Genomic DNA, 23,837 nt, shown 5'->3' on the forward strand with positions numbered 1-23,837 from the left:
GTTTTTGAGTTGCTATTAAAAAATTAACGTATAATTCTAAATCACATTTTGGTTTATTCATAGTACTCATCAAGACTTAGAATAAACCTTATTTGTGGCCTTGCATTAAATGTGTTTACAAATCAACTGCGTATGATCTGTAAGTAATATAAAAATTATTCGTAAAGGAAATATCCTTAAATTAATAATCACAGGAAATAATTTCTTTAATAATGCTACAAGCAAAACTGAAATTTCAATTCTTCCAGGAGGTGATTTAAAAAGAAAAAGTAAGAAAATTACAAACAAAAAAGTACTAAATGTAGTTTATGAAATTACTAATAAAGAATTAAATGGAGAGGTGACTTTAAATATAATAAATGCTTATGGGCAAGTGATAAAAACATTTGAAATACCAGCTAAAGATGGAATTTTTTCAATAGATTCGAAGTAAAAGCAGGATTGGATCTTTTTTAAATTATCTCTTTTAATAATGATTTTAAGTTGACAAATTCTATTTCTAGTTCGCTAAACCTTTTAGTTAGGATCATATCTATGTCATTTGCTACTAAATAGTTTTTTCCTTTTGGATATTGTCTTCTAAAAGCTTCCATTCCTCTTGAATCAAAACTATCGCTGTTCCACTTACATTCAATTGCTATTGGATCTTCTTTTCTTTTTTTTAGAATAAAGTCAACTTCATGTCCCCTTTTATCTCGCCAGTAGTTGATTTGTCTTGTTTGCAAATTAGCTTGTATCTCGTTTAAGACAAAGTGTTCCCACAAGTACCCTAAATCTTCTCTTCTTAACTTATCCCAATCTTTGTGATAGCAAATAAAACCAGTATCAAAAGCATATACTTTAGGAGCAGAAATTATTTCAGTAGGTTTATAAGAACTAAATGGTTTAATTATATGGAATACAAAAGTTGACTCTAAAATTCTTAAGTAATTTATTATTGTCTGTCTACTAACTTCACATGGTTTTGCAAATTTGGAAGCTTCAAATATTCCACTACTCTGATTAAGAAGTAAATCAAAGAATTTTTGAAATGAGTCTTTTCTTTCCAATCTAAAAAGCTCTTGAATATCTTTAGCCCAATAATCATCCATCCATTCTTGAAAATACCGTTCAGGAACATTGTGAGACATGAAAAATTGTGGTAATCCACCCATGAACAAACGATGTTCTAAATCATCAGTTCTAAAATCTGTTAAGTCATTAGTAATCATTGGTGTAAGCCATAATTTTTCTTTTCTTCCTGTCAGAGTGTCTCTAAATTTTTTTGAAGCTGTAATTGTTGATGAACCAGTTGCAATTATTTTTATATTACTGAAATGATCTGTAGCAATTTTTAAGAGCTCAGATGGATTATCAAGTCTATGTACTTCATCTAAAACTATTCTCTTATTTCTTAATTTTGCTAAAAATGTTTCTGGCTCATTCATTAGTTTCCTTGTTTTAGGTAATTCACAATCAAAATATTCTATATTTTGCAAAGATTGACAGAGAAAAGTTTTTCCAACTCTTCTAACACCAGTCAACCAAATTAGTGATCGTTCTTTCCACAATGTGTTGATTTGCTTTATCCAGAAATTCCTTATAACCATATGTAGCTATACTAGCATATAGTGCTACTGAATGCAATTATAGTTACATTTGGTACATATGACTTTCAGGATTGGTAATCTTAAATTATTAAATTCTTTCTATTTTTCTAATTGGTCTTTTTAAAACTTTTGGATCAATTCCTAACTTAATTACTTTTTCTTGACTGGTAAGATCCGTATAACTTTCAACAATATTAAACTTAAGATTTAAATCAAATGGAGAAACTTCTAAACAAGTTTTATTTTCTTTTATTAAAGTTACATTTTTAAATTTTTCAGCTTGGTATAAAACTCCTGCACTGCCAAAAGCATTGTATGGGACTATTATTTGAGATAGATCTAGAGCTGATAGCTGATAGCTAGAGATTGTTGGCGCATAACGTAATCCACTTATGACAGAGGGCAAAAAGGTTTTAGCAATGTATTCACTAGCTGATAGTGGTGAAATATTTTTATAATTAATTTCTTCATTAGATAATAAAACAGGAGCATGTGCAGCAACTAAACCAGTGCTTGCTGAAACAATATGTGAAATTATTGCTTCAACTCCACCAATTGGATCAACTCCTTTTCCTAGCTTATAGTTTGTATTTAAGTCATAATCTGGAATAGCAGAACATATGGCAATTGCTGTGATTCCTTTTTCTTTTAACATTAATGCTTTTTTAATTAAACTTTCAATATTTTTAATTTTGCCAGTTGAAAATCCATGTTCATTTATTTCTACTGAAACTTCTAATGGTTTATCGGTTAATGTCCAATACTTTATTTCACAGCCGTAGAAAGCTCTTAAAGCATTTAAAACATTTATTTCATAATTAAGTCTTTCATCATTAATACCAGAATCAAATATAACCCCGATTTTATTTTTTTTGTTTGGGATTAAACTAAATTTTCCAAGTAAAAATTGATCTAGTAAAAACCCTTCAAGATAAATTATGTTTTCTGGAATGTCTGTTAAAACAGCTCCGTTAACAACATTTGGATGAGTAATTAAATATTTTGACTTACTTGCAATAAGCTTAGCTATTGGATTTGCATCACCTGCATAACCACCAATTGTTGCTCCTATGCCTGTTGGGATAATCAGGCAGGAAATTTCTTCTTTTGGGGCAGGTGTAAAACCTGCCCTTACAAAACCTGCCCCCACAGCAAACGGATCCCTAATAAATCCTTGTAATTCTTCTACGTAATTTACATTGAAATATAGTTTTTCTTTTGATGATTTAATAAGATTGCATTTAATTATGTAAGAAATTTTGTCTTGAATAAGATTAAAAACTTTACTCCATTTAAATAATTTTGGATTGTCTATTTCTATTATTTTGTGTTGGAGTTTTATTTGTCTTTATAAAGATAATTTTTTTTAAAGTACTTAATAGTTTAACATTGTCTTATGACAATTTTAAAGGGTATCCCTAAAAGGATAGTAATAATAGGATCTGCTGGTACAGGAAAAACCACATTATTTGAAGCACTGCAAAAAAAAATTAAATTAAAACCTATTAAAGAACAAGCAAGAGTTGTATGTAAAGAACTTGGTTACAGAAATATTTATGAAATAGAAGATCCAAACAAGTTTAGACTTTTAGTACTTGAAAGACAAATAAAATTAGAAGAAAAATTAAAACAGTTTATTTCAGATAGATCGTGTATTGATTGTTGGATTCATTGGGTGAGGTGGAGTTATGGTATACATAAAACATTTGAATCTGAAAAATATTTTAAGACTGCTTTTCTCCAGTCACTAAAATATTCTCATATAATTTATCTTCCACGGTTAATAACTTCTAAGGAAGATGGTTTTAGATGGAATAATGAAGATTATCAAAATCAGATAGACAGACTATTTAAAGCAACTCTTTTGAAATGGCAGTTAATGAATAGAACTTATATTATAAGATCATCAAATTTAAAAGAAAGAGTTAAAGAAGTCTTAGATTTCAGCTAATATCTTTAAAGATTTAGTCATGTAATTTTCACAAGTATTAAAGTCTTGTTGTTTTAAAAGTTCTTTTGCTTCCTGGATTGCTACATAATAACAAAACAAATCCGGACTTTTACCTACAGTTTTTAAAAGCATCTCCCTAATTAAGTCAGTTTTTTTGCTCATAATTTTAATTCTCTAATTCTTTAATTCTCTAATTTTCTAGTTTCCCCTCAGGGTTATCCCTTTGATCTATCCACTGAACAATATCATCAACTATTTGATTGAGTTCATCTTCTATAAATAAGTCATGGAATGAATTTGTATAAATCTTCTTACATTTGTTTTTTGATTTTATTTTGTTAAAAAAGTCTTCCATAACAGCTGTTGAGCAAACCATATCCTTGCCAGCTATTAACATAAGTACAGGTTGATCTAAATATTTGAAACTATTTTTGCTTGCCAGAGTTAATAAATATACTTGAAGATATATGTTTGCTTTTACATTAATTACTCTTAATGGATCTTGTTTAACTTTTAACTCGGTTTCTTTATTTTGTGTAAGCAACTCTGGTCCAAATGGCAAAAAAATATTTTCATTTGGTTTAACTATTGATTTAAAAATTACTGGAATTATAAAGTTAAATAATGGCCAAGTCTTATAGTGTCCTTCAAAACCTGGGACTGAAAGTATCCAACCATTTGCTTTTACTTTTTTAGTGAGGATCATTGCAATTAATGCACCTAAGCTATGACCAAGAATAAATACTGGTTTTGTTATATTAAAATCATTTAAAAATCTTTCTAATATATCTTTTGTTATGTTAATCCAGTCTTTGTAACTTTCAATAGTCCCTTTTGGATATTTGCTTTGACCAAAACCAGGTAAATCAAATGAAAATAAATTTATATTATTCTGATTTAATAAGTTAGCTGCATTATCAAACCATAAACAGTGTCCACCTAATCCATGTATAGCAAACAAATTTGCTTTAGCTGATTTTGTTTCCCAAAACCTATAATAAACTTTCTCAAAATATCCATCATGTAGCATGTTATAAGAATATAATATTGTGTATGAACGTGGTAGAAATGAAAAGTAAAATAAATATTTTAGATCTTTTGTTAGTATTAACGGTTGCTTTTAGTGTTTCTGGGTACTTATTTTCAAAAGCTGAAAAAGTTGGCATAAATAAAGTTATTGAAGACAAAGAAAACATTGCAATTGAAGTGCTTCTCGCAGATGTTTCTTCTCTTAATGGTAATTTTTTTAAAGCTAATGAAGAAGCTGCAATAACCATTAGAAATAGACCATATACAAAATTAAAAATAATTAAAGTAGAAGAAAAGAAAAAACTTATTACAATTCCAGATTTTAAAGGTTCTTATAAGGTGGTAGAAGATCCTGCTCGAATTAATATAAGAGACTGCCATGTTACTTTAGCTGATACTGCTTTAAAAACAAAAGATGGCTATGTAGTAGGAGGAAATAAGATTAAAATTGGAAATCAAATTGAACTTGAAGGTTTTAATTACAGGCTAAGTGGAAAAGTAATAAATGTCTATCCCATCTCTAATTATTAAATTAGACAGCTGGTCAGATACTACAATAAAAGAATCTTTTATAGGGATAATATTTAAGAAATTTTTCTCTACGCCGATCCGCCGTTACGCCGTTACGCCGTTACGTTCTTTGCTCTATATCTCAATTTGTTTTTTATTTGCTTCTCTTTCTTTTCCTCAATTTGCAAATGACAGATTTGGCATAGGTGTAATAATTTTATTTTGTTTTTTAGTTTTTTTATTAAATATTTTTTTAAACAATTTCCTATTAAAAGCAAATTTTAACTTTATAGATTTTCTAATCTTAGTTTTTTTATGTATTTTAATAATAAGTACTTTTAGTTCTTATTTTTTAAAAGAAAGCATTGTTGGACTTTACAAATATATTATTTTTTTTCTTTGGTATTTTTTAATAAAACTTACCTTGCAAAATTCTTCCAGTAAGTCTTTTTTTCTTCTATGGTGCTTTTTAATTTCATGTGCTGTAGTAACTTCAATTATAGGGATAAATCAGTATTTTATTGGAGTTGAACCTTTAGCAACCTGGGAAGATCCAGAATTTGAAAATACTCATACACGAGTTTACTCAACTCTTGGAAACCCTAACTTGCTTGGAGGATACTTGCTTTTACTTTTACCAATTACTGTTCTTTTGCCTTATCAAATTAAGACTAGCTTTATGTTAAAGTTATTGTTTTTTAGCGTGAGTATCTTGATATTAGTTTGTTTAATTTTTACTGGCTCGCGAGGAGGATATCTAGGATTAATTTCCGGAATTCTTTCAGGTGCAATTATTATTTTTCAGAAAAGCAATTTTAAAAAGCTTGTATTTTTTCTAGTACTTTTAATTTTTTCTTCTGGAATTATTTTTTTGTTCCCAATAATCCAAGAAAGGCTTTTAACAATCTTTACATTGAGAGAGCATACAAGTAATAGCTATAGAATTAATGTTTGGTTAGCTTGCTTTAAAATGTTAAAAGATAATTTTCTCTTTGGGGTTGGACCAGGAAATAACACTTTTAGATTAGCTTATGGCTTATACATGATAAGTGGTTTTGATGCACTTGCTGCATATAATATTTTTCTTGAAATTGCTATTGAAACCGGAATTATAGGAGCCTTTATATTTATATTAATTTTCTTAACTTCATTTTTAAAATTATATAGTTTATTTTGGAATAAAGGTAATATTTTTGCTCTTGGTTTATTGCTCTCACTAATTGCAATAATTGTACATGGAATGTTTGATACTGTTTTTTTTAGAGGACAAATTTTTATACCCTACTTTTTTTTATTAGCTTCGATTGGTAGAATGGAAATTAGAGAATTGGAGAATTGAGAATCAAACAAGCTACAATAAAAAAAGAAGCTAAGAAAAAAAATGATTTAGAATTTGCAATTATAGCTGCAAATGCAGCAGAAGAAAAAAAAGGTGAAGATGTCCTATTGTTAGATGTCAGTAAGTTAACAATTGTTGGAGACTATTTTTTAATTATTACAGCAAAAAGCCCAGCACAAATAGAAGCTATTGCAGAGTATATTACTGAAGAATTAAATAATTTAAATTATAAATTAATTTCAAAGGAAGGTTTTGCTTTAAGTAATTGGATGGTGCTGGATTTTGGAAATATTGTTGTTCATATAATGAGCAAAAAGATAAGGGAATATTATAAGCTTGAAAGGTTTTGGAGCAATGCAACTTTTATAGAAAAAAAATTGTGGAGAAAAGCATCATAGTAAAACATAAAAAAAAAAGAATTCTTCAAATAATTGACTACATTTACCCGTTGACAAAGCTTTCAAAGAATAAATATGAAATTAAAGATCATATAAATCTTTCAGGTATAAATCCATTAACGGGTCCTAAATTTATTCCATTAAATAATATATATATTTCAAAAAAGGGAATTATAGTTTGTGGGTTAAAAAAAGGAGTTGTTCCAAATATTCATGAAAAGAAGGTTTTACAAAGACTAAATGTAAGTGCTTATTGTTATAATCTAGTTTCTACAGTTATTTATGCATCATATTTGGGATTTAAGGTTAAAGCAATTGGAATTCTAAATGTTAAACACAAGACACATACCAGTAGTACTTGTAATTCTTGATGGCTGGGGTATATCTAATAATAAAAATGGAAATGCAATAGCAGAAGCTAATCTTCCAAACTTCAATTTTTTTCTTAAAGAATATCCAAATACTATTTTGTATACAAGTGGTAAAGCTGTTGGGCTTCCTGATGGTGTTATGGGTAATTCAGAAGTTGGACATGAAAATATTGGTGGAGGCAGAATTGTTACTCAAAAGCTAACCCTTATAAGCCAGGCAGTTAAAGACAGCTCGTTTTTTAAAAATAAAACATTGTTAAATGCGATTGAACATGTAAAAAAGAACTCTTCTAAGTTACACATTATGGGATTAATTAGTGAAGGAGATGTACATAGTCACTTAGGGCATTTGTATGCATTGTTTGAACTTGCAGCAAGACATAACGGAGAAAACGGAGAAGAAATAAATAAAGTTTTACTTCATGCAATAACTGACGGGAGAGATGATCCGCCTAAAAATGCAATCCAATTATTAAAAAAAGTAAAAGAAAAAATAAAAATAATTAATGGAAAAATTTCTACTGTATGTGGTCGTTATTATGCTATGGATAGAGACAATAGATGGAACAGGATAAAACGTTATTATGACTTAGTTACAAAAGGTATTGGACTTAAAGCTGAAAGTGCTATATGTGCTGTAGAAAATGCATATTTAAGAGGAGAAAAAAGTCAAAGTGAAACAAATTGTCCACTTGAAAATTCTGATGAGTTTATAATGCCTACATTAGTAGGTACAAAAGAAGATTTAATCTCTAATAACGATGCTGTTATATTTTTTAATTTTAGACCAGATAGAGCAAGGGAAATTACTACTGCATTAACGCAAGTTACTTTTGGTGAATTTCAAAGAGAAATATTCCCTAAAAATTTATATTATGCATGTTTAACTGAATATGATATAAAGCTCCATAATAAACAATATGCTAATCCAATTGTTCCAACTGCGTTTACACATAAAGAGCTGCCCAAAGTAAATAAAGATAAATCTCTTGGAGAGTTAATTTCTATGCTTAATCAAAAGCAAATTAGAATTGCTGAAACTGAAAAATATAGACATGTAACAAGTTTTTTTAATATGGGAAGGCAGGAAGAATATAAAGGAGAAGAAAGAATATTAGTACCTTCTCCAAAAGTTGCTACATATGATTTAAAACCAGAAATGAGTGCAAATGAGGTTTGTACAAAAACAACTTCTGCAATTTTATCCAAAGACTATTCTTTAATAGTGGTAAATTTTGCAAATGCAGACATGGTTGGTCATACAGGAATTATTAGTGCAACTATCAGAGCTGTGGAAACAGTAGATAAAGCTTTAGGAGAAATTTACAAAGCAATACAAGAAACAAGTGGTACATTAATAGTTACTAGCGATCATGGAAATGCAGATCAAATGTTAAATGAAGATGGTTCGATCAGAACTGCTCACAGTTTGAATCCTGTGCCATTTATATTAATAAACAATGCTTTAAAAAATATTAGATTAAAACAAAATGGTTGTTTAGCAGACATTGCACCTACAATACTTGATATTATTGGAATTGAAAAACCAAAAGAAATGACAGGAGCAACATTGAGAATTGAGAATTGAGAATTGGAGAATTAGAAAAATATGGTAGATGAAAAAGTAAAACAAATTATAAATAATCACATTACTTATGCACAAAAATTTATTCTTGATCATAAAAAAGAATTTTCTTCCTGGAGTACTATTTATCATAGGTTTATAAAAAAGGATAAAGTTGATTATGTAATGGACTATACAAAAGAAATTATTAAACGAATGGAAAGAGACAAAACATCCTCGCAAACTGCTATGCAAATTACAGAGGTTCTTATGCCAGAAATGCAAGGTATGAAAAAAGAAATTATCCTAACGGTTTTACCGCTAACATTAGGGTTTATCTTATTAATTGTTTTTTCATTTTTATTTAGTTTTACTAGACCTTTTAATTTTACAAATCCATTTTTAATTTACTATTCAATTGGTATTTTTATTGGCAGTATTTTATTTGGGTTGGGACTTGTGCTTAGAAAAAAAATGAAATTAAAGACATTAACTAGAACAATGTTATTTCAAGCAGCAATGGCTTATGGTGCAAGTAAAATGCAAGGGCAAGGTAGTTTTGGTGCATTTAGAATCTTAGAAGAAATGAAAACTAAACAAGGGAAAGAATTACAGATTAGAATTACACAGCCAAAGATTATGTATAAGTAGAACAAGTAGGGGTCAAATCTACAGATCTGCCCTCTATAACTCCTTAGCAACAAAATCAGTACTAAAGTCACCAGAAATAAATTTTGGATGTTCAAGAACTTTTAAGTGAAATGGAATTGTTGTTTGAATTCCTGTAATTGCAAATTCGTCAAGTGCTCTAATTCCTCGATTAATTGCACCTCCTCTGGTTTCATCCCAAACAATAAGCTTTGCAATCATAGAATCGTAGTAAGGTGGCACTGTATAACCAGGATAACAATGACTATCTATTCTTACTCCTAATCCCCCTGGAGTTATATATCCATCAATACTACCTGATGACGGGGCAAAATTATTTTCTGGGTCTTCAGCATTTATTCTAAATTCAATTGCATGTCCATGGATTTTTATATCATTTTGTTTTAACCAGAGCTTTTCACTGCTTGCAATTCTAATTTGAGCTTTTATTAAATCAATGTTGCAAACCATTTCAGTAACAGGATGCTCAACTTGAATCCTTGTATTCATTTCCATAAAATAAAAATTCTTTGTATCAAGATCTAAAATAAACTCAACTGTGCCAGCATTTCTATAACCAATTGACTTAACAGCATTAATTGCAATATTCCCGATTTTCTCTCTCAACCTGTTGTCAATATGAATACTTGGTGCTTCTTCTAAAAGCTTTTGATGCCTTCTTTGAAGAGTACAATCTCTTTCTCCAAGATGAATTACACTTCCATATTCATCAGCTAAAATTTGAACTTCAATATGCCTAAGTTTTGTTATATATTTTTCAAGATAAATCCCAGGATTTCCAAAAGCATTATTTGCTTCCTGGGAAGCTGATTCAATGCTTGTAAGTAACTGGTCATCATCATAAGCAATTCTCATGCCTCTTCCGCCGCCACCAGCAGTTGCTTTTACAATTACTGGATAACCTATTTTTTTTGCTTCGTTAGTTGCTATCTTTGGATCATTAATTAGCCCTTCTATGCCTGGTATGACTGGTATACCTGCTTTTTTCATAATTTTTTTTGCAGTTGCTTTATCGCCCATTGAAGAAATATTAGCTGGTGTAGGTCCAATAAATTTAATTCCATGTGATTCACACATTTCTGCAAAAGTAGGATTTTCTGCTAAAAAACCATAACCAGGATGAATTGCATCAGCTCTTGTTAATATTGCTGTACTAATAATTGAAGGAATATTTAAATAACTGTTTGCTGATTTTGCAGGACCAATACAATATGCTTCATCAGCTAATTGAACATGCAACAAATTACTGTCTGCTTCAGAATATATTGCTACAGTTTCAATTCCAAGTTCACAAGCTGCTCTTAAGATCCTAAGAGCAATTTCTCCTCTGTTTGCGATTAGAATTTTTTTAAACATTTTTATCGTAGAGACGCCTGGCCAGGCGTCTCTACGGGTCTATTTTAGTTCTACCTTGCCACCAGCTATTTCAATTTTCTTTTTAATTGTTTCAGCTTCGTCTTTTTTAATCCCGGTTTTTAATGGTTTGGGTGCACCATCTACAAGATCTTTTGCTTCTTTTAAACCAAGTCCAGTGACTTCTCTAACTACTTTTAAGACTTCAATTTTCTTATCACCTGAACTTGCTAAAACAACATCAAAAGTATCTTTTTCTTCAACTGGTGCCTGTGTTCCACTAGCTGCTGCTGCTACTGCAACAGGTGCAACTGCTGTAACACCAAATTTATCCTCCATCATTTTTTTCAGTTCTGCTGCTTCAAGAACTGTAAGTGAGGCTATATCCTCAAGTAACTTTTCTGTTTTTGTTGCCATTTTATTTTCCTCCTATATTTTTCTTTGCTACTTCTTCAGTAAGTAGTGCAATATCTCTAATCAAATTTTCAAATACACAAGCTATACCAGAAACATTTGCTACAAGAAGACCTGCTATTTGACTAAGTAAAATATCTTTAGATGGTAAGTTTGCAAAAGTCCTGATCTCATTTTTAGTTAATAACTTGCCATCAAGAATTCCACCTTTAATTTCTCCTTTTTCAATTTCTTTAATGAAGCCAACTAATGTCTTAGCACACGCTGAAGGTTCTCCATAACCTAGTAAAAGTGCAGTTGGACCTTCTAAAAGATTTTCTATTTCACAGAGGTTAGTATCCTTTATAGCGAGCTTAATTAAAGTGTTTTTTGCAATCTTGTAATCAGCATTATTTTTTTTAAGTTTCTTTCTAAGTTCTGCAATTTCAGAAACCGTGAATCCTCTATAATCTGTTGCAACTGCTAAAGCTGTTTTAGCAATTTTTTGTTTTAGATCACTAACTATTTCTTTTTTAATTTCTAAATTTTTCATTGTTTTTTTTGTTTCTACCTAAATAAAAAACCCTCTATTAAAATTAAGAGGGCCAAAGACAATTTTATTTAATACCTCTTCTAGGTTTTATTTTTAAAGACAATGCCTCCTAGATATCTTTGGCGTTTTGTAGACTTATATAATGCACTATACAGTACATAAAGTCAAAAAATAATTTGTAACAACCAGATTTTATCAGTAATATTGTGTGGATGATTTTTTATAATATTTCAAGAGATCAAGACGTGCATACATTAAACCAAATGGACCAACTTCTTCCATTAATTCTCCTGTAAGTGGGAGATTATTTGCAACATTTCTTACTCTTGCATCAATTTGATAGTTAGTTTTAGCAATTCTCTTTTGTTTTTTAATCTCATCTAAGTGTCCAACAAAACTAGAAACAGCATGATTTAATTTTTCTAACTGAAAAGTATTTCTACTGTAGACACCAGTAAAAGAACCAGGTACTACTCCACAAGATAATGCAATAGTAGGTAATTGATTTTGTACAAGCGCTATGGCCACAAAATGATTTCCTTTTTGTTTTAAAAATTAAGTTTTGAAAAACTAATTACTTTTTTAATTTAATATAGGGTCCTCCATGAAAAGTTTAATCAAAATAAGATTAAGCTTTGGTAAAAATCAGTATTTTAAAAAAGACCAGTATGCTTTAATAACTCCTTCTGGAGTATGCTCTTTAGTAATTTTTGAAAAGAACGGTAATTTACTATAAACAGGTAGCTCACTGCGATTAGTTCTTATCTCTTTACACAATGAAAAATAAGCAAGAATATTACCTGGCAGTGAAATATCTTTAATTCTTCTTTCTTTTAGTAAGCTATATTTTGATTTTTCACTCATATAGCATATTTACCCCTAATGGATATCTCTACTCAGAGCTTACCCTAAGCAAAATTAACTATGTGAGTTATATCACTTATGAAAATCTTGCTTCCTCAAGTAGCACTAATTTCCTAGGATCTAAATAAACCCAGAGGTCGCCTGGTCTCCACATTATTGTTTCATCACTTACATAAAGATACATAAGTAATCTTCTTATAATTTCTCTAGCTTTTTTATTTTGTTTTCCTCTTGGATCATTTGCAAGTTTTGTTCTTAAGATGACAGCTTCTTTTCTGGTTTTACAAAAAGCAGGCCCAGGATTAGGTCCACTAGACCTGCATAAAATTGCAACTTTTCCATTTGGCTGAGGCCAACCAAGTACATAAGCTTCCATAGTCAATAGTTTAAGAAGATGTTATCTCCTATAATGGTTCCCTTAACTACATTTCTTTTTGTATTCCAGAAAATTATGTTTGCTTCTTTTCCTAAGATTATTTTCCCTAATCCTAGATTCTGGGCTATTTTTAATTGATTTGAAATTGGAAGAGAAGCTGAAATTAAACTTTCTTCTAAGTTTGAAACTTTCCAGTTTATTAAATTAGCAACACAATTGTCTAATGTATCTTGCGAGCCACCTAAAATGTTTTGTAATTTAGATTGATTATAAAAATCAGATGAAACAAGGTCAGAGACTAATGAAAAATGATTTTTATCTTTATATTCTCTTAGTATTGAAACAACTTGTCTATTTACATGTACTCCATCAGCAATTACTGTACATAAAACCTCATTACTTTTTAAGAGTGCAAGCATAATTCCATCTTTATCTGGATTAATTTTGTTATTATCTTCAAGCTTAGATCTTAAAACCTGTAAATTTAAATCACCTTTGCCTCTATGTATAAATCCATCAATTCCTCTCATTGCATTAAACATATGAGTAGCAGTCTTTAAGTTATATTCATTTATTGCTTTTAAACCTTCTTTATAAGTAGCATTTGTATGCCCGATAGAAACCAAGATATTGTTTCTTTGTAAAAATTTTATTGCTTCGCCTGTTTTATCAAGCTCAGGTGCTAAAGTAAACATTACAACATTTTCTTTTATAAAAGGTTCAATATTTTTAATAGTTAAATCTTGTTTTGAATATTTACTTTCATGAACCCCAAACTTAGAAATAAAAATTCCTTCAATATGAATTCCTAAAATTTTTGCACCTGGCTTATCACTAGATTTTTTAATGTGAGAATTAATATGATTAATTAGTTCAATAATTTGACTTTCAGTCCTTGTAATTATAGTTGGGCAGAATGCTACAACTCCATGAAAAGCTAAATCTTGTCTTAAAGCATCAATACTAGAAAAGTCAGGAAATTTCCAAAAACTACAATCCTTAAAACCATTTACCTGTACATCTATAAAACCTGGAGAAATAATACAATCTTGTAAATCAATTGTTATGAAGTCACTATTAAAATCTTTTTGTTTTAATCTAACCTTTCCATCAATAACAAATAATTCATTATCAATGTCTAAACCAATAACCCGAGTAAAATTTGTTAATCTTAATTTATTGATTTTTTTTATGGTATGCATGATCTAATAATCATATTAAACCAATTAATCTGTATCACTGAAAGGCTATAACCTAGACAAATCAAGGCTTTTAGCATATCATCAAGATTAGGCAAAAATGAAACTGGAGGAATTTTATGAATAAACAAGACTTAATCTTACAAATTGCAAATAAATTACAAATTACTCAAAAGAAAGCAGATGAAATGTTGTCGTGTATTCTTGAATCTATTATGAAATCTCTTTCTAAGGGAGATAAGGTAACTTTAGTTGGATTTGGAACATTTGAACCAAGGAAAAGAAAAGAAAGAAAAGGAAGAAATCCAAAAACAGGGGAAGCAATTATGATCCCAAGTGGAACAGTTCCAAAATTTTCAGCTGGCAAACAATTTAAACAAACAGTTAATCGCAGATAAAATTAAAATTTAATATTAAAACAATCTCACCTTTTAAAGGCTTAGCCTCTAATTGAAGGACTAAGTCTTTAATATTTCCAGACCAATTTTCTTCATAAATTTTTGAGATCTCTCTTGAATAAAAGATTTTAATATCTGGGTAAATATTATAAATTTCTAAAAGATATTTTTTTAAATCATGTGGTGCAACAAATATTACTACAACTTTGGCTCTTTCTTTAAGTGAAGAAATTATTTTTTCTCTTTTTGACTTTTTAGCAGGTAAAAAACCTAAAAATAAAACTTCTCTTAAATCAAAACCACAAGCAGACAAAGCACTAGTCAAAGAACTTGGTCCTGGAATAGAAATAATTTTAATATTATTTTTTCTTAAGTGAGTTATGAGTCTTGATCCAGGATCTGAAATTAAAGGTGTGCCAGCATCTGAAACAAGAGCAATATTTTTACCTTCCTTTAATAAGGATAAAATCTCTTGTGTAGATTTTTCTTCATTATACTTATGCAAAGAAATTAATTTTGATTTAATCTCATATTTATTTAAAAGCCTGACTGTAATTCTTTTGTCTTCGCATAGTATATAATCTACTTCTTTTAATATTCTAAGAGCACGTAATGTAATATCTTCAAGATTACCAATTGGTGTTGCTACTATATAAAGAATTGGTGAGTGGACAATGGGGCAATTCATCAGTTCGTCAATTCGCCAGTTCGCTACCTCGCCGGCTCGCCGATCCGTCATATATCTGCTCCCATAAATAAATCAGGTTGTGATATTTTTTCAAGGATCTGGTTTCTAACATTTACTAATTGTGGATTTTTAAAATCTCTAGGTCTTGATACTGCAATAGTTGTATCAAGCAAAAGTTTTCCAGGCTTCCCGCCAATTACTAAAATCCTGTCTCCTAGCTTCAAAGCCTCATCAACACTGTGGGTTACAAATAAGACTGTTTTTTTTGTTTTTGTCCACAATCTTAGTAACTCAATTTGCATATTTTCTCTTGTTTGTTGATCTAATGCACCAAAAGGTTCATCTAAAAGTAATACTTCAGGATCAACAGCTAATGCTCTTGCAATTGCAACTCTTTGTTTCATACCACCTGAAAGTTGAGCTACTGAATGATTCTTATAATCTGCAAGCCCTACAAGATTTAAATATTCAAGAGCTTTTTCTTTAGAGTGATTTTTACTGTGGTTCTTAGTAGTAAGACCAAAAGCAACATTATCTAAAATATTTAGCCAAGGAAATAATGCATAGTCTTGAAAAACAAGTGTTCGTGTGCTATCCGGCCTTCGTATAGGTTTAGAATTAAACAAAATATTGCCAGAATTTGATTTTATAAATCCTGCAACAAGTCCTAAAATAGTAGTTTTTCCAGAACCTGATGGACCTAAAATACAAACAAACTCTTCAGCAAAGATTTCAAAGCTTAAACCTCGTAAAACAATCTCATCTCTAGAAAAATTATTAAATAATTTCGAGACATTTATAAATTGTATTTTAGGTTCAATCATTGCAGTCCCCATGCTATTCTTACACGTCTTTCAATCATTCCAAAGAAAATATTTTCAGTTAAAAACCCAATTACTCCAATAGTTGTAATCATTGCAATTACTTGAGCCATATCTGCAAGCGATCTTCCAAGCTCAAGTGTTTGTCCAATGCCAGCTCCACTTATAAAAAGTTCACCAGCTATTAATGCTCTCCATGCAAATGCCCAGCTTAATCTTAAGCCAGTTACAAGTTCAGGAATCATTGCTTTTATAATAACGTTTTTGTATAAATGTAATCCTCTGGAGCCAAGTGTTTGAGCTGCTCTTATTAAACTCTGTGGAATATTTTTCATAGCATTTTTTGTACTTAATGCAATAGGTAAAATAGCTTCTAAAATAATAATAAAAATTACTGCGCTATCAGTTATTCCAAACCAAAGTAAGGCAAGTGGAACCCACGCAACACTTGGGATTGACTGAAGTGAAAGGATCATTCTACCGAAAGTAATGTCAAGTATATAATATCTAGCAATTAATATTCCAATAATAACTCCAACACCAAGTGCTAAAAAATAACCTGTTAAAACTCTAACAAGCGAATAAGATATTGCAATTGAATAATTTCCTTTTAAGAATCCATAATAAAAACTATCTATTACTTCAAATGGTTCTGGAAGTATGTAAGAAGGAGTATTAGTAAGCTTTACAAACAAAAACCATATAAAAAATAAAAGTATAAAAAAAACAATTCTAATAATGGTAGTTTTCATAATAACCTGCTTTTACTCCAATTTCTTTAAACTTATTTAATAAATTTAAATTAACCTTATTTTCAAACTTACATCTATCAAAGGATTTTTTAATTATACTTGAATCAATTTGTTTTTTCGAAATATTAGAAATAGCTTTTGTAACAATTTCTATTGATTCTTTAGGATTTTTAATAATGAATTCATTTATCTTTTTATGGGCATTTAAAAATTTTTCCACCAAATCAGGATGTTCTTCTGCATATTTTTTATTTACTATAAGTAATGTAACAGGATAATCTTGTCCATTTAAAATAGATTTTTCATCTATAAGTAATTTACAAACACCTTTTTTAATTAAAATTATTCCCCAAGGTTCTGGTAAGCAAGCAGCATCAATTGACATTGTAAAAAAAGCAGTTCCAGTATCTTGTGGTGGAATTGCAATAATTTTTACCTTATCTGTTAAATTGTTTTTCTCTAAAAACAATCTTAAAAGTAAATCCTGTGTGTTGCCATATTGTGGAATGGCGATGCGAGAACCCTCCTGTAGAGACGTTGCGCGCAACGTCTCTACAATGGTGGTGCCACCGTTACATGCTCCTGCTAACAATTTAATTGGTACTTTTCTGTAAAGGGCATTAATAAAAGGTCCTGGGCCTACGTATGCAATATCAATTTGATTAGTTATAAATGCATCAATAATACTATTCCCAACTACAAAATGAATTAGTTTTAATTTTATATTACTTGTAAGTTCATCTTGAAATATATTTTTTTCAATTCCAATAAGTGCTGTTGCATGAGTAACATTTGGCATGTATCCAAGGCGGAGATTTTTTTCATTTTTTAATTTATTTGACGAACAGGATGTAAAGAATAAGACAATTAATAAAACATAAGTAATAAATTTCATCTAGTGTTAATCCATTCATCTATATTAATATTTGCTTGTTTTAAAATTCTTGAAAGCAATGAGACACCAATATCACCTTTATGTGGGTTTGGTATTGTAATAACTAAGTTACCTTTAATCATGTAAGGATGTCTTCCACCTATAAATGGTCCAATAAAGCCGAATCTTTTAAACTTTCTAACTAGTTCTTTCCAATTAACAGGGAGTAATCTTTTACTCATTCATTGTTATACCTTTAATGGTCTTAAACTATAATTTTTAATTTTTGGAATTGGTAGTTTTCTTTGTAGTCTAATTATTATCCAACCTTCAAGTACACTCTTTAAATTTCTTCTGCATTCTTCCAAAGTTTTTCCATTTGCCCATACGCCTCTACAAATAGGAATTTCAGCATAAAATTTTTCTTTTTCACCGAGAAGAATTTTATACTTTGCTGTTTCTAAAGCTGCATTAATATAATCAATAATCATAACTAAATATTATATCCAATTTAGCAGTAAGTAGTATTAAGCAACTTGGGATGAACTTTCTAGCTTAAGTTTATAATCACTAATTCCACTTAATTAAGATTTTTCCTTACTTCTTTCTTCAACAATTGGGAATTGATTACCATCACCCAAATACTCTTTTACTGCTTGTCCTGCTACTTTTAATCCCACTTATTTTTTTCTTCCTCAGGAACTACAACAGTTGGTACATCTGCTTCAATAACCTTTGTTTGAGGAGCTTCTGCTGGTTCAACTTTTGGAAGCCCGAGACCTGTAGCTAGATATACTTTACCTAATGCTTCTTCCGCTGCTTCAAGCAATATTTTTCGTGTGAGTACTTCTTCCTTGTACCTGGATTCGGAAAGTTGCTCGATATCTACTGCACTTTGAATATTATCCATCTTATCCCAGAATGGATGCCGCATTAATTCAAGGTGCATGCCCTTAAGCAGTTTTCCTTCCCTATCAACTTGTTTTTCTGGATGATCTGGTTCGTAATAATGCAAAAGAAGTGCTCTTATTGCACAGTCAGTTTTTACGTTTAATTCAGTTTGAGCTTTTGCTTTTGCTATCGGTAGTTCTTGAACCTTTGGTGTAGCTATCTCTAAAGCTATACTCCATAAGTCTAGAACAGCCTGGTTAATTGCATCAGGAATACTTTTAAATTTTCTAGGTTCTGGCCTACTTAATACTTCCACTAATTGCCGGCCGCCACCTAAGTATTGATCTAGTTTTTCTTTTGCAACTTCTAGACTTACTTGTATATTACCCATCTCTTCTTTATTACCATCTGTATAAAGTTTAAGAATTTCAGCTTTAAGAGTGTTGTCTAAATATGGATTTTTTATTAATTCAATAAGTGTAAGAATAGTAGGATCAACCTTATCACCTAAGTGTTCTTGTATCCGTGCTCTAATTGCAGCATCAGTATGAACGTTTGGAGCTGTAAATGCTCCAGCCATTTGTAATCCAGCTTCTGTTGCTTTCTTTTCTGTTAATTTTCTAGCGTATGGATAGATGTCCATAACTGCTCTATCAATAGAGACAAGCGTATTTTCTATTCTAATTGTCATGATAAACTCCTTTTTTTATTTTTAAAAGCAAATTATTTTTATAATCTCACCATTAGAAAAATTGCAAATGTATTGCTTAAGCTCTGTAAACTTATCTAGAGATTAAATTTTTTTAAGGCTGAGTGGATTATATAAATACACTCATCTGTGAATTAAAGTTTTAAGAACTCTTCAATAGTTAATCTAATAATCTACTCTCTACAGTTTTCCAGCAGATGTTTTGCCAGAAAGCATCAATATATTTTCCTCTTTCTGTTGCTTTGTAATCTCCAATATATGCATGTTCCCAGACATCCATTGCAAGAATTGGTTTATAACCTGCTGGATTTCCAATTTCATGATCACTTACAAAATGATTTGAAAGTTTTTTAGTTAGAGGATCTTGGTAAAGAATTGCCCAGCCAATGCCTCTCATTTTTCCTACATTTTTAAAATCATTTTCAAAAGTAGAAAAGTCCCAGAAACATTCACAGATTTTTTTATAAAGTTTTGAACCTTGATCTATTTGACTACTATTAGGTATCATATTATCAAAATAGTATTCATGTAAGATCATTCCATTGTATTCAAAACCAGATCTCCTTTTTAACTCACTATATTCTGGAGTACCTGACTTTCCTGCTTTTGTTAGTTCTTCTACTTTTTGATTTAAGATGTTTGTATTGTTTACATATCCTTGAAAAAGCTTAAAATGTTCTGCAAGCTGTGCATCTGAAATTCCTTTTAGGCCTTTTAAGTTTGAAAATGTTCTAGCTGTGTAAAGTGTTGTTGTAGTTATTGTTGCCATTTTTTTGTCTCCTTTTTCTAACTAATTAAAAGAATAGCCAATATTTTAATTAATGATATGTATTTTTTAATTTTTTTTAACGTAAAACTTTCCTTAAATACCGTCCTGTGTATGATCCCTCTTTTAAAACTCATTAAGTAGGTATTTGATGTTTTTATAGTAAGGAGAATTTAGCAATGTAGAGATTTGTTCTTTTTTGATCTCGGTTTTTTTAACAAGTAAAATACAAATTTCTTTAAGTTTATCAAGCTTGTTGTTTACTATATCCCAAATAATATTGGGATCAATGCCTTTATAATTATGTGAAAGAAAATTTCGAAGTCCAATTACTGATTTCCATTCAAAATCTGTTATTGATTTTAATTCATCGTCAATTTTTCTTGCTTCTTCTCCAATTACAATTAAAAGGTTAATTGTAGCATTAAATTCTTTTTGTAAATTAGCTTCAAAAAAGTCATTAGCATTCTTAAAGTCATTTTTATAGACTTTGATTTTTTCAATGGCTTCCAGGATAGAAAGAAGATACAAAATATTTTTATTCAATTTTTATATTTTCCTTTCCGATTTCTTCTTTAATAATAGGATTCATTGAGTCAAAATATATTAAATCCACTTCGCTGCCTAACAGGCTTTGCATTTCATCTTTTGCATTTAAAAAATTATCCCAAGTTTTAAAAAGATTATTTTTTACTTTTACAGCTATATCAACATCACTATTTACTCCAGCTTCGTTTCTTACGTAAGAGCCAAATAAAAAGATGGTTTCAAAGCCATAATCTTTTTCTAGTTTTGGTTTAATCTCTCTTAGTAATCTAATTATTTTATCTTTATCTAGCATAATTTACAGATATTATAGCTATTTAAACTTAAAGCTTCAATGCTTTTTTCAAATACTGTCCTGTGTATGATTTCTCACATCTTGTAATGTCTTTTGGTGTTCCTTCACAAACAATTTCTCCACCTCTATCTCCACCTTCTGGGCCTAAATCAATTATCCAGTCTGCTTGTTTAATTACATCAAAATTATGTTCGATAACTACTACAGTATTTCCTGTATCAACTAATCTGTTTAAAATTAAAAGTAAATGATCTACATCATGCCAATGTAAACCAACAGTTGGTTCATCTAATAAATAAATTGTTTTCCCTGTGCTTCGCCTTGAAAGTTGTTCTGCAAGTTTTACTCTTTGTGCTTCACCGCCAGAAAGAGTAGTAGCTGGCTGACCAAGTTTTATATATCCTAAACCTACGTCAAATAAAGTTTGTAATTTTGTTTTTGCTTTTGGTATAGCATCAAAAAAGCTAAGAGCCTCATCTACAGTCATATCTAAAACATGGCTTATTGAAGCTCCTTTAAATTTTACTTCTAATGTTTCAAGATTATATCTTGCACCTTTACAAACCTCACAAGTTACAAATACAGAAGGTAAAAAACTCATTTCAATTTCATTTAATCCTTCACCATGGCAAGCCTCACAACGACCACCTTTTACATTAAATGAAAATCTGCCTTTTTGATATCCTCTTGCTTTTGCTTCATTTGTCATTGAAAATACATCCCTAATAACATCAAATAATCCTATGTATGTTGCAGGATTACTTCTTGGAGTTCTGCCTATAGGGCTTTGATCAATAACTATAACTTTATCAATATTTTCTATACCTATTACATCATCTAAAAAATGAGGACTTGGAACTGAACCATAAATTTTATGTTGTAAATATTGAAACAAAAGATCACTTATTAAACTAGATTTTCCAGAACCACTAACCCCGGTTACTACTATAAATTTTCCAAGATGAACTTTTACATTAATATTTTTTAAATTGTTTAATTTTGCTCCAAGAACTTCTAAAAACTTTCCATTTCCTTCTCTTCGTCTTTGTGGAATACTTATGATTCTTTTACCTGATAAAAATTCACCAGTTATAGAATTACTAGCTAAAATTAAATCTGGTATTTTTCCTGTTGCAATTATTTCACCACCATGCAAACCAGCTTTTGGTCCTATATCAATCAAGTAGTCACCTGTACGAATTGTTTCTTCATCATGTTCTACTACAAGCAAAGTATTTCCAAGATCTCTGAGTTTTTTTAAAGTGTTTAATAACCTTGTGTTGTCTCTTTGATGAAGACCAATTGAAGGTTCATCTAAAACATATAAAACTCCCGAAAGCCCGGAACCAATTTGTGTAGCTAATCTAATTCTTTGAGCTTCGCCTCCTGATAAGGTATTTGCTGATCTATCTAAAGAAAGATAATCTAAGCCAACATCAATTAAAAACTTAAGCCTTGATTTAATCTCAATTAAAAGTTGATGTGAAATTCTTTTTTCTATTTCTGAAAGTAAATCCGATAAACCAAGAAAACATTCCATTGCTTTTTTTATTGAATAAGAACAAAGCTCTGAGATTGAAACATTGGCAACAGTTACAGCAAGCATTTGTGGTTTTAATCTTTTTCCATCACAATCTTTGCAAGGGGTTTTTGTCATGTAACTTTCTAAGTCTTCTTTATATTTTTCAGATTCAGTTTCTTCGTATCGTCTTTTAAGCTGGTTTAAAACTCCTTCAAAATGTCCTTTATAAGTCCAGACTTCATCTCCATTCCATGAGTCAACTGTAAACTTTATTTCTTCATCTTTTGTCCCATATAAAATAACATCTTGTACTTTTTTAGGAAGCTCTTTCCAAGGAATATTCAAGCTAAACTTATAGTGTTTTGCTAATGATTCAAAAAGCTGTTCATAGTACACATTATTTGTTTTAGCCCATGGCAAAATCACACCACAAGACAATGATTTTGTAGGATCCGGGACTACAAGATGAGGATCAAACTCAGCATGATATCCTAAGCCATGACATGAAGTACATGCTCCATAAGGACTATTAAAACTAAATGCTCTTGGTGATAATTCAGGAATTGATCCATGTCCAAATGGACACGCTAATTTTTCACTAAATACAAAATCTTTTCTTTTATCTTGCTCTTCAATTATTACAATCCCATCTCCTCGTTTTAGTGCAAGAGATAGACTATCTGTAATTCTAGATCTAGATTGTTTTTTTACAACAATCCTATCAATTACAAGTTCTATACTATGTTTTAAATTTTTTTCAAGATTTATTTCTTCTTCTAATAAATATGTTTTCCCATCAATTCTTACTCTAGTAAAACCTTCACTTGCTAAAGCACGAAGTAATGCTTGATATTCACCTTTCTTGCCTTGGATTAAAGGGGCTAGCACATGAACTTTTGAATCTTCATCTTGTGATAAAACCTGATCAACAATTTGATCAATAGTTTGTGATTGGATTTTTTCATTACATACATGGCAATGAGGTATACCAATTCTTGCATATAAAAGTCTAAGGTAGTCATAAATCTCAGTAACAGTAGCAACAGTTGATCTAGGATTATGGCTTGTGGATTTTTGATCAATTGAAATAGCAGGGCTTAAGCCTTCTATTGATTCAACATCTGGTTTATCTAATTGTCCTAAGAATTGTCTTGCATAAGATGAAAGACTTTCTACATACCTTCTTTGCCCTTCTGCAAAAATAGTATCAAAGGCAAGTGAGCTTTTCCCAGAACCACTAACCCCTGTTATAACAACTAACTTATTTTTTGGAATGTCAATATCTATGTTTTTTAAATTATGTTCCTTTGCACCTCTTACTTTTATATAAGAAGCATTTGTGTCAAACGTTGCTTTCGTTTTTTCTATTAATTTCTCTGTAGACATTTTTTTGTAGGGGCATAGCACGCTATGCTCC

Annotated in this window: 30 protein-coding genes; 8 read left to right on the forward strand and 22 right to left on the reverse strand. The window is 30.1% G+C overall.

Annotated features, from left to right (window positions below):
• Positions 1–452: 452 nt before the first annotated feature.
• Together HYY52_01295 and HYY52_01300 are read right to left on the reverse strand one after the other, a co-directional pair.
• Positions 453–1,589 carry an ATP-binding protein gene (locus tag HYY52_01295; GenBank protein MBI2995330.1) on the reverse strand — a complete coding sequence of 379 codons (1,137 nt, stop codon included), beginning with the start codon at positions 1,587–1,589 and terminating at the stop codon, positions 453–455.
• Positions 1,590–1,677: 88 nt separating this feature from the next.
• Complete coding sequence (locus tag HYY52_01300; protein MBI2995331.1) at positions 1,678–2,739, reverse strand: DUF3326 domain-containing protein; 1,062 nt, start codon at positions 2,737–2,739, stop codon at positions 1,678–1,680.
• Between the two features lie 246 nt (positions 2,740–2,985).
• Here HYY52_01300 and HYY52_01305 point away from each other — a divergent pair, with 246 nt between their 5' ends.
• The gene (locus HYY52_01305; protein MBI2995332.1) at positions 2,986–3,540 is read left to right on the forward strand and encodes an ATP-binding protein; all 555 of its coding nucleotides are present in this window, start codon (positions 2,986–2,988) and stop codon (positions 3,538–3,540) included.
• Here HYY52_01305 and HYY52_01310 read toward each other — a convergent pair.
• Together HYY52_01310 and HYY52_01315 are read right to left on the reverse strand one after the other, a co-directional pair.
• Positions 3,526–3,702, reverse strand: coding sequence for a hypothetical protein (locus HYY52_01310; protein ID MBI2995333.1), 177 nt, complete (start codon positions 3,700–3,702; stop codon positions 3,526–3,528). The genes HYY52_01305 and HYY52_01310 overlap by 15 nt on opposite strands.
• A gap of 28 nt (positions 3,703–3,730) precedes the next feature.
• Positions 3,731–4,570, reverse strand: a complete 840-nt coding sequence (locus HYY52_01315; protein MBI2995334.1) for an alpha/beta fold hydrolase — start codon at positions 4,568–4,570, stop codon at positions 3,731–3,733.
• A gap of 38 nt (positions 4,571–4,608) precedes the next feature.
• Here HYY52_01315 and HYY52_01320 point away from each other — a divergent pair, with 38 nt between their 5' ends.
• From HYY52_01320 to HYY52_01345, 6 genes are read left to right on the forward strand one after another with little or no spacing between them, the layout of a single operon-like run.
• A complete protein-coding gene (locus HYY52_01320; protein MBI2995335.1) occupies positions 4,609–5,100 on the forward strand; it encodes a DUF4330 domain-containing protein in 492 nt (163 codons plus the stop codon).
• Entirely contained in the window at positions 5,075–6,418 is a 1,344-nt protein-coding gene (locus HYY52_01325; protein MBI2995336.1) for an O-antigen ligase family protein, read from the forward strand. Before HYY52_01320 ends, HYY52_01325 begins: the two co-directional genes overlap by 26 nt.
• Positions 6,415–6,816, forward strand: coding sequence for a ribosome silencing factor (rsfS, locus tag HYY52_01330; protein MBI2995337.1), 402 nt, complete (start codon positions 6,415–6,417; stop codon positions 6,814–6,816). The genes HYY52_01325 and rsfS overlap by 4 nt, the downstream gene beginning before the upstream one ends.
• Positions 6,798–7,187 (forward strand): hypothetical protein, encoded by a 390-nt coding sequence (locus HYY52_01335; protein ID MBI2995338.1) that lies wholly within the window; start codon positions 6,798–6,800, stop codon positions 7,185–7,187. The genes rsfS and HYY52_01335 overlap by 19 nt, the downstream gene beginning before the upstream one ends.
• Positions 7,144–8,775, forward strand: coding sequence for a 2,3-bisphosphoglycerate-independent phosphoglycerate mutase (locus tag HYY52_01340; protein MBI2995339.1), 1,632 nt, complete (start codon positions 7,144–7,146; stop codon positions 8,773–8,775). Before HYY52_01335 ends, HYY52_01340 begins: the two co-directional genes overlap by 44 nt.
• Positions 8,776–8,796: 21 nt before the next feature.
• On the forward strand, positions 8,797–9,402 hold the full coding sequence (locus HYY52_01345; protein MBI2995340.1) for a hypothetical protein: 606 nt from the start codon (positions 8,797–8,799) through the stop codon (positions 9,400–9,402).
• Between the two features lie 33 nt (positions 9,403–9,435).
• On the opposite strand, the gene accC is transcribed toward HYY52_01345, so the two are convergent.
• The 7 genes from accC to HYY52_01380 all read right to left on the reverse strand — a co-directional run bounded on the left by accC (position 9,436) and on the right by HYY52_01380 (position 14,161).
• A complete protein-coding gene (gene accC / locus HYY52_01350; GenBank protein MBI2995341.1) occupies positions 9,436–10,776 on the reverse strand; it encodes an acetyl-CoA carboxylase biotin carboxylase subunit in 1,341 nt (446 codons plus the stop codon).
• A gap of 39 nt (positions 10,777–10,815) precedes the next feature.
• Positions 10,816–11,190 carry a 50S ribosomal protein L7/L12 gene (gene rplL / locus HYY52_01355; protein ID MBI2995342.1) on the reverse strand — a complete coding sequence of 125 codons (375 nt, stop codon included), beginning with the start codon at positions 11,188–11,190 and terminating at the stop codon, positions 10,816–10,818.
• A gap of 1 nt (position 11,191) precedes the next feature.
• Positions 11,192–11,719 carry a 50S ribosomal protein L10 gene (locus HYY52_01360; GenBank protein ID MBI2995343.1) on the reverse strand — a complete coding sequence of 176 codons (528 nt, stop codon included), beginning with the start codon at positions 11,717–11,719 and terminating at the stop codon, positions 11,192–11,194.
• 195 nt (positions 11,720–11,914) lie between these two features.
• Positions 11,915–12,247, reverse strand: a complete 333-nt coding sequence (locus HYY52_01365) for a hypothetical protein (GenBank protein ID MBI2995344.1) — start codon at positions 12,245–12,247, stop codon at positions 11,915–11,917.
• Between the two features lie 117 nt (positions 12,248–12,364).
• Complete coding sequence (locus HYY52_01370) at positions 12,365–12,583, reverse strand: hypothetical protein (protein ID MBI2995345.1); 219 nt, start codon at positions 12,581–12,583, stop codon at positions 12,365–12,367.
• Between the two features lie 76 nt (positions 12,584–12,659).
• On the reverse strand, positions 12,660–12,959 hold the full coding sequence (locus HYY52_01375; GenBank protein ID MBI2995346.1) for a hypothetical protein: 300 nt from the start codon (positions 12,957–12,959) through the stop codon (positions 12,660–12,662).
• A 2-nt stretch (positions 12,960–12,961) separates the two neighbouring features.
• Positions 12,962–14,161 carry an amidohydrolase family protein gene (locus tag HYY52_01380; GenBank protein ID MBI2995347.1) on the reverse strand — a complete coding sequence of 400 codons (1,200 nt, stop codon included), beginning with the start codon at positions 14,159–14,161 and terminating at the stop codon, positions 12,962–12,964.
• Between the two features lie 116 nt (positions 14,162–14,277).
• Between HYY52_01380 and HYY52_01385 the strand changes: the two genes are divergently transcribed.
• Positions 14,278–14,556, forward strand: a complete 279-nt coding sequence (locus HYY52_01385) for an HU family DNA-binding protein (GenBank protein ID MBI2995348.1) — start codon at positions 14,278–14,280, stop codon at positions 14,554–14,556.
• On the opposite strand, the gene rsmI is transcribed toward HYY52_01385, so the two are convergent.
• The 11 genes from rsmI to uvrA all read right to left on the reverse strand — a co-directional run bounded on the left by rsmI (position 14,543) and on the right by uvrA (position 23,806).
• Entirely contained in the window at positions 14,543–15,295 is a 753-nt protein-coding gene (rsmI, locus tag HYY52_01390; protein MBI2995349.1) for a 16S rRNA (cytidine(1402)-2'-O)-methyltransferase, read from the reverse strand. The genes HYY52_01385 and rsmI overlap by 14 nt on opposite strands.
• Complete coding sequence (locus HYY52_01395; GenBank protein MBI2995350.1) at positions 15,292–16,080, reverse strand: ABC transporter ATP-binding protein; 789 nt, start codon at positions 16,078–16,080, stop codon at positions 15,292–15,294. The genes rsmI and HYY52_01395 overlap by 4 nt, the downstream gene beginning before the upstream one ends.
• A complete protein-coding gene (locus HYY52_01400) occupies positions 16,065–16,817 on the reverse strand; it encodes an ABC transporter permease (protein ID MBI2995351.1) in 753 nt (250 codons plus the stop codon). Before HYY52_01400 ends, HYY52_01395 begins: the two co-directional genes overlap by 16 nt.
• The gene (locus HYY52_01405) at positions 16,798–17,712 is read right to left on the reverse strand and encodes an ABC transporter substrate-binding protein (GenBank protein MBI2995352.1); all 915 of its coding nucleotides are present in this window, start codon (positions 17,710–17,712) and stop codon (positions 16,798–16,800) included. The genes HYY52_01400 and HYY52_01405 overlap by 20 nt, the downstream gene beginning before the upstream one ends.
• A complete protein-coding gene (locus HYY52_01410) occupies positions 17,709–17,933 on the reverse strand; it encodes a type II toxin-antitoxin system HicA family toxin (GenBank protein MBI2995353.1) in 225 nt (74 codons plus the stop codon). Before HYY52_01410 ends, HYY52_01405 begins: the two co-directional genes overlap by 4 nt.
• Positions 17,934–17,939: 6 nt before the next feature.
• Positions 17,940–18,182 carry a type II toxin-antitoxin system HicB family antitoxin gene (locus tag HYY52_01415; protein MBI2995354.1) on the reverse strand — a complete coding sequence of 81 codons (243 nt, stop codon included), beginning with the start codon at positions 18,180–18,182 and terminating at the stop codon, positions 17,940–17,942.
• Positions 18,183–18,361: 179 nt separating this feature from the next.
• Entirely contained in the window at positions 18,362–19,273 is a 912-nt protein-coding gene (locus HYY52_01420; protein ID MBI2995355.1) for a hypothetical protein, read from the reverse strand.
• A gap of 178 nt (positions 19,274–19,451) precedes the next feature.
• Positions 19,452–20,060, reverse strand: a complete 609-nt coding sequence (locus HYY52_01425) for a superoxide dismutase (GenBank protein ID MBI2995356.1) — start codon at positions 20,058–20,060, stop codon at positions 19,452–19,454.
• A gap of 123 nt (positions 20,061–20,183) precedes the next feature.
• Positions 20,184–20,603, reverse strand: a complete 420-nt coding sequence (locus tag HYY52_01430) for a DUF86 domain-containing protein (GenBank protein ID MBI2995357.1) — start codon at positions 20,601–20,603, stop codon at positions 20,184–20,186.
• Entirely contained in the window at positions 20,596–20,898 is a 303-nt protein-coding gene (locus HYY52_01435) for a nucleotidyltransferase domain-containing protein (GenBank protein ID MBI2995358.1), read from the reverse strand. The genes HYY52_01430 and HYY52_01435 overlap by 8 nt, the downstream gene beginning before the upstream one ends.
• A gap of 28 nt (positions 20,899–20,926) precedes the next feature.
• Positions 20,927–23,806: an excinuclease ABC subunit UvrA gene (gene uvrA / locus HYY52_01440; GenBank protein ID MBI2995359.1), complete on the reverse strand. Its 2,880-nt coding sequence runs from the start codon at positions 23,804–23,806 to the stop codon at positions 20,927–20,929.
• Between the last annotated feature and the right edge of the window lie 31 nt (positions 23,807–23,837).

The sequence above is a fragment of the Candidatus Melainabacteria bacterium genome, from assembly GCA_016193285.1.
GTDB lineage: Bacteria > Cyanobacteriota > Vampirovibrionia > 2-02-FULL-35-15 > 2-02-FULL-35-15 > JACPSL01.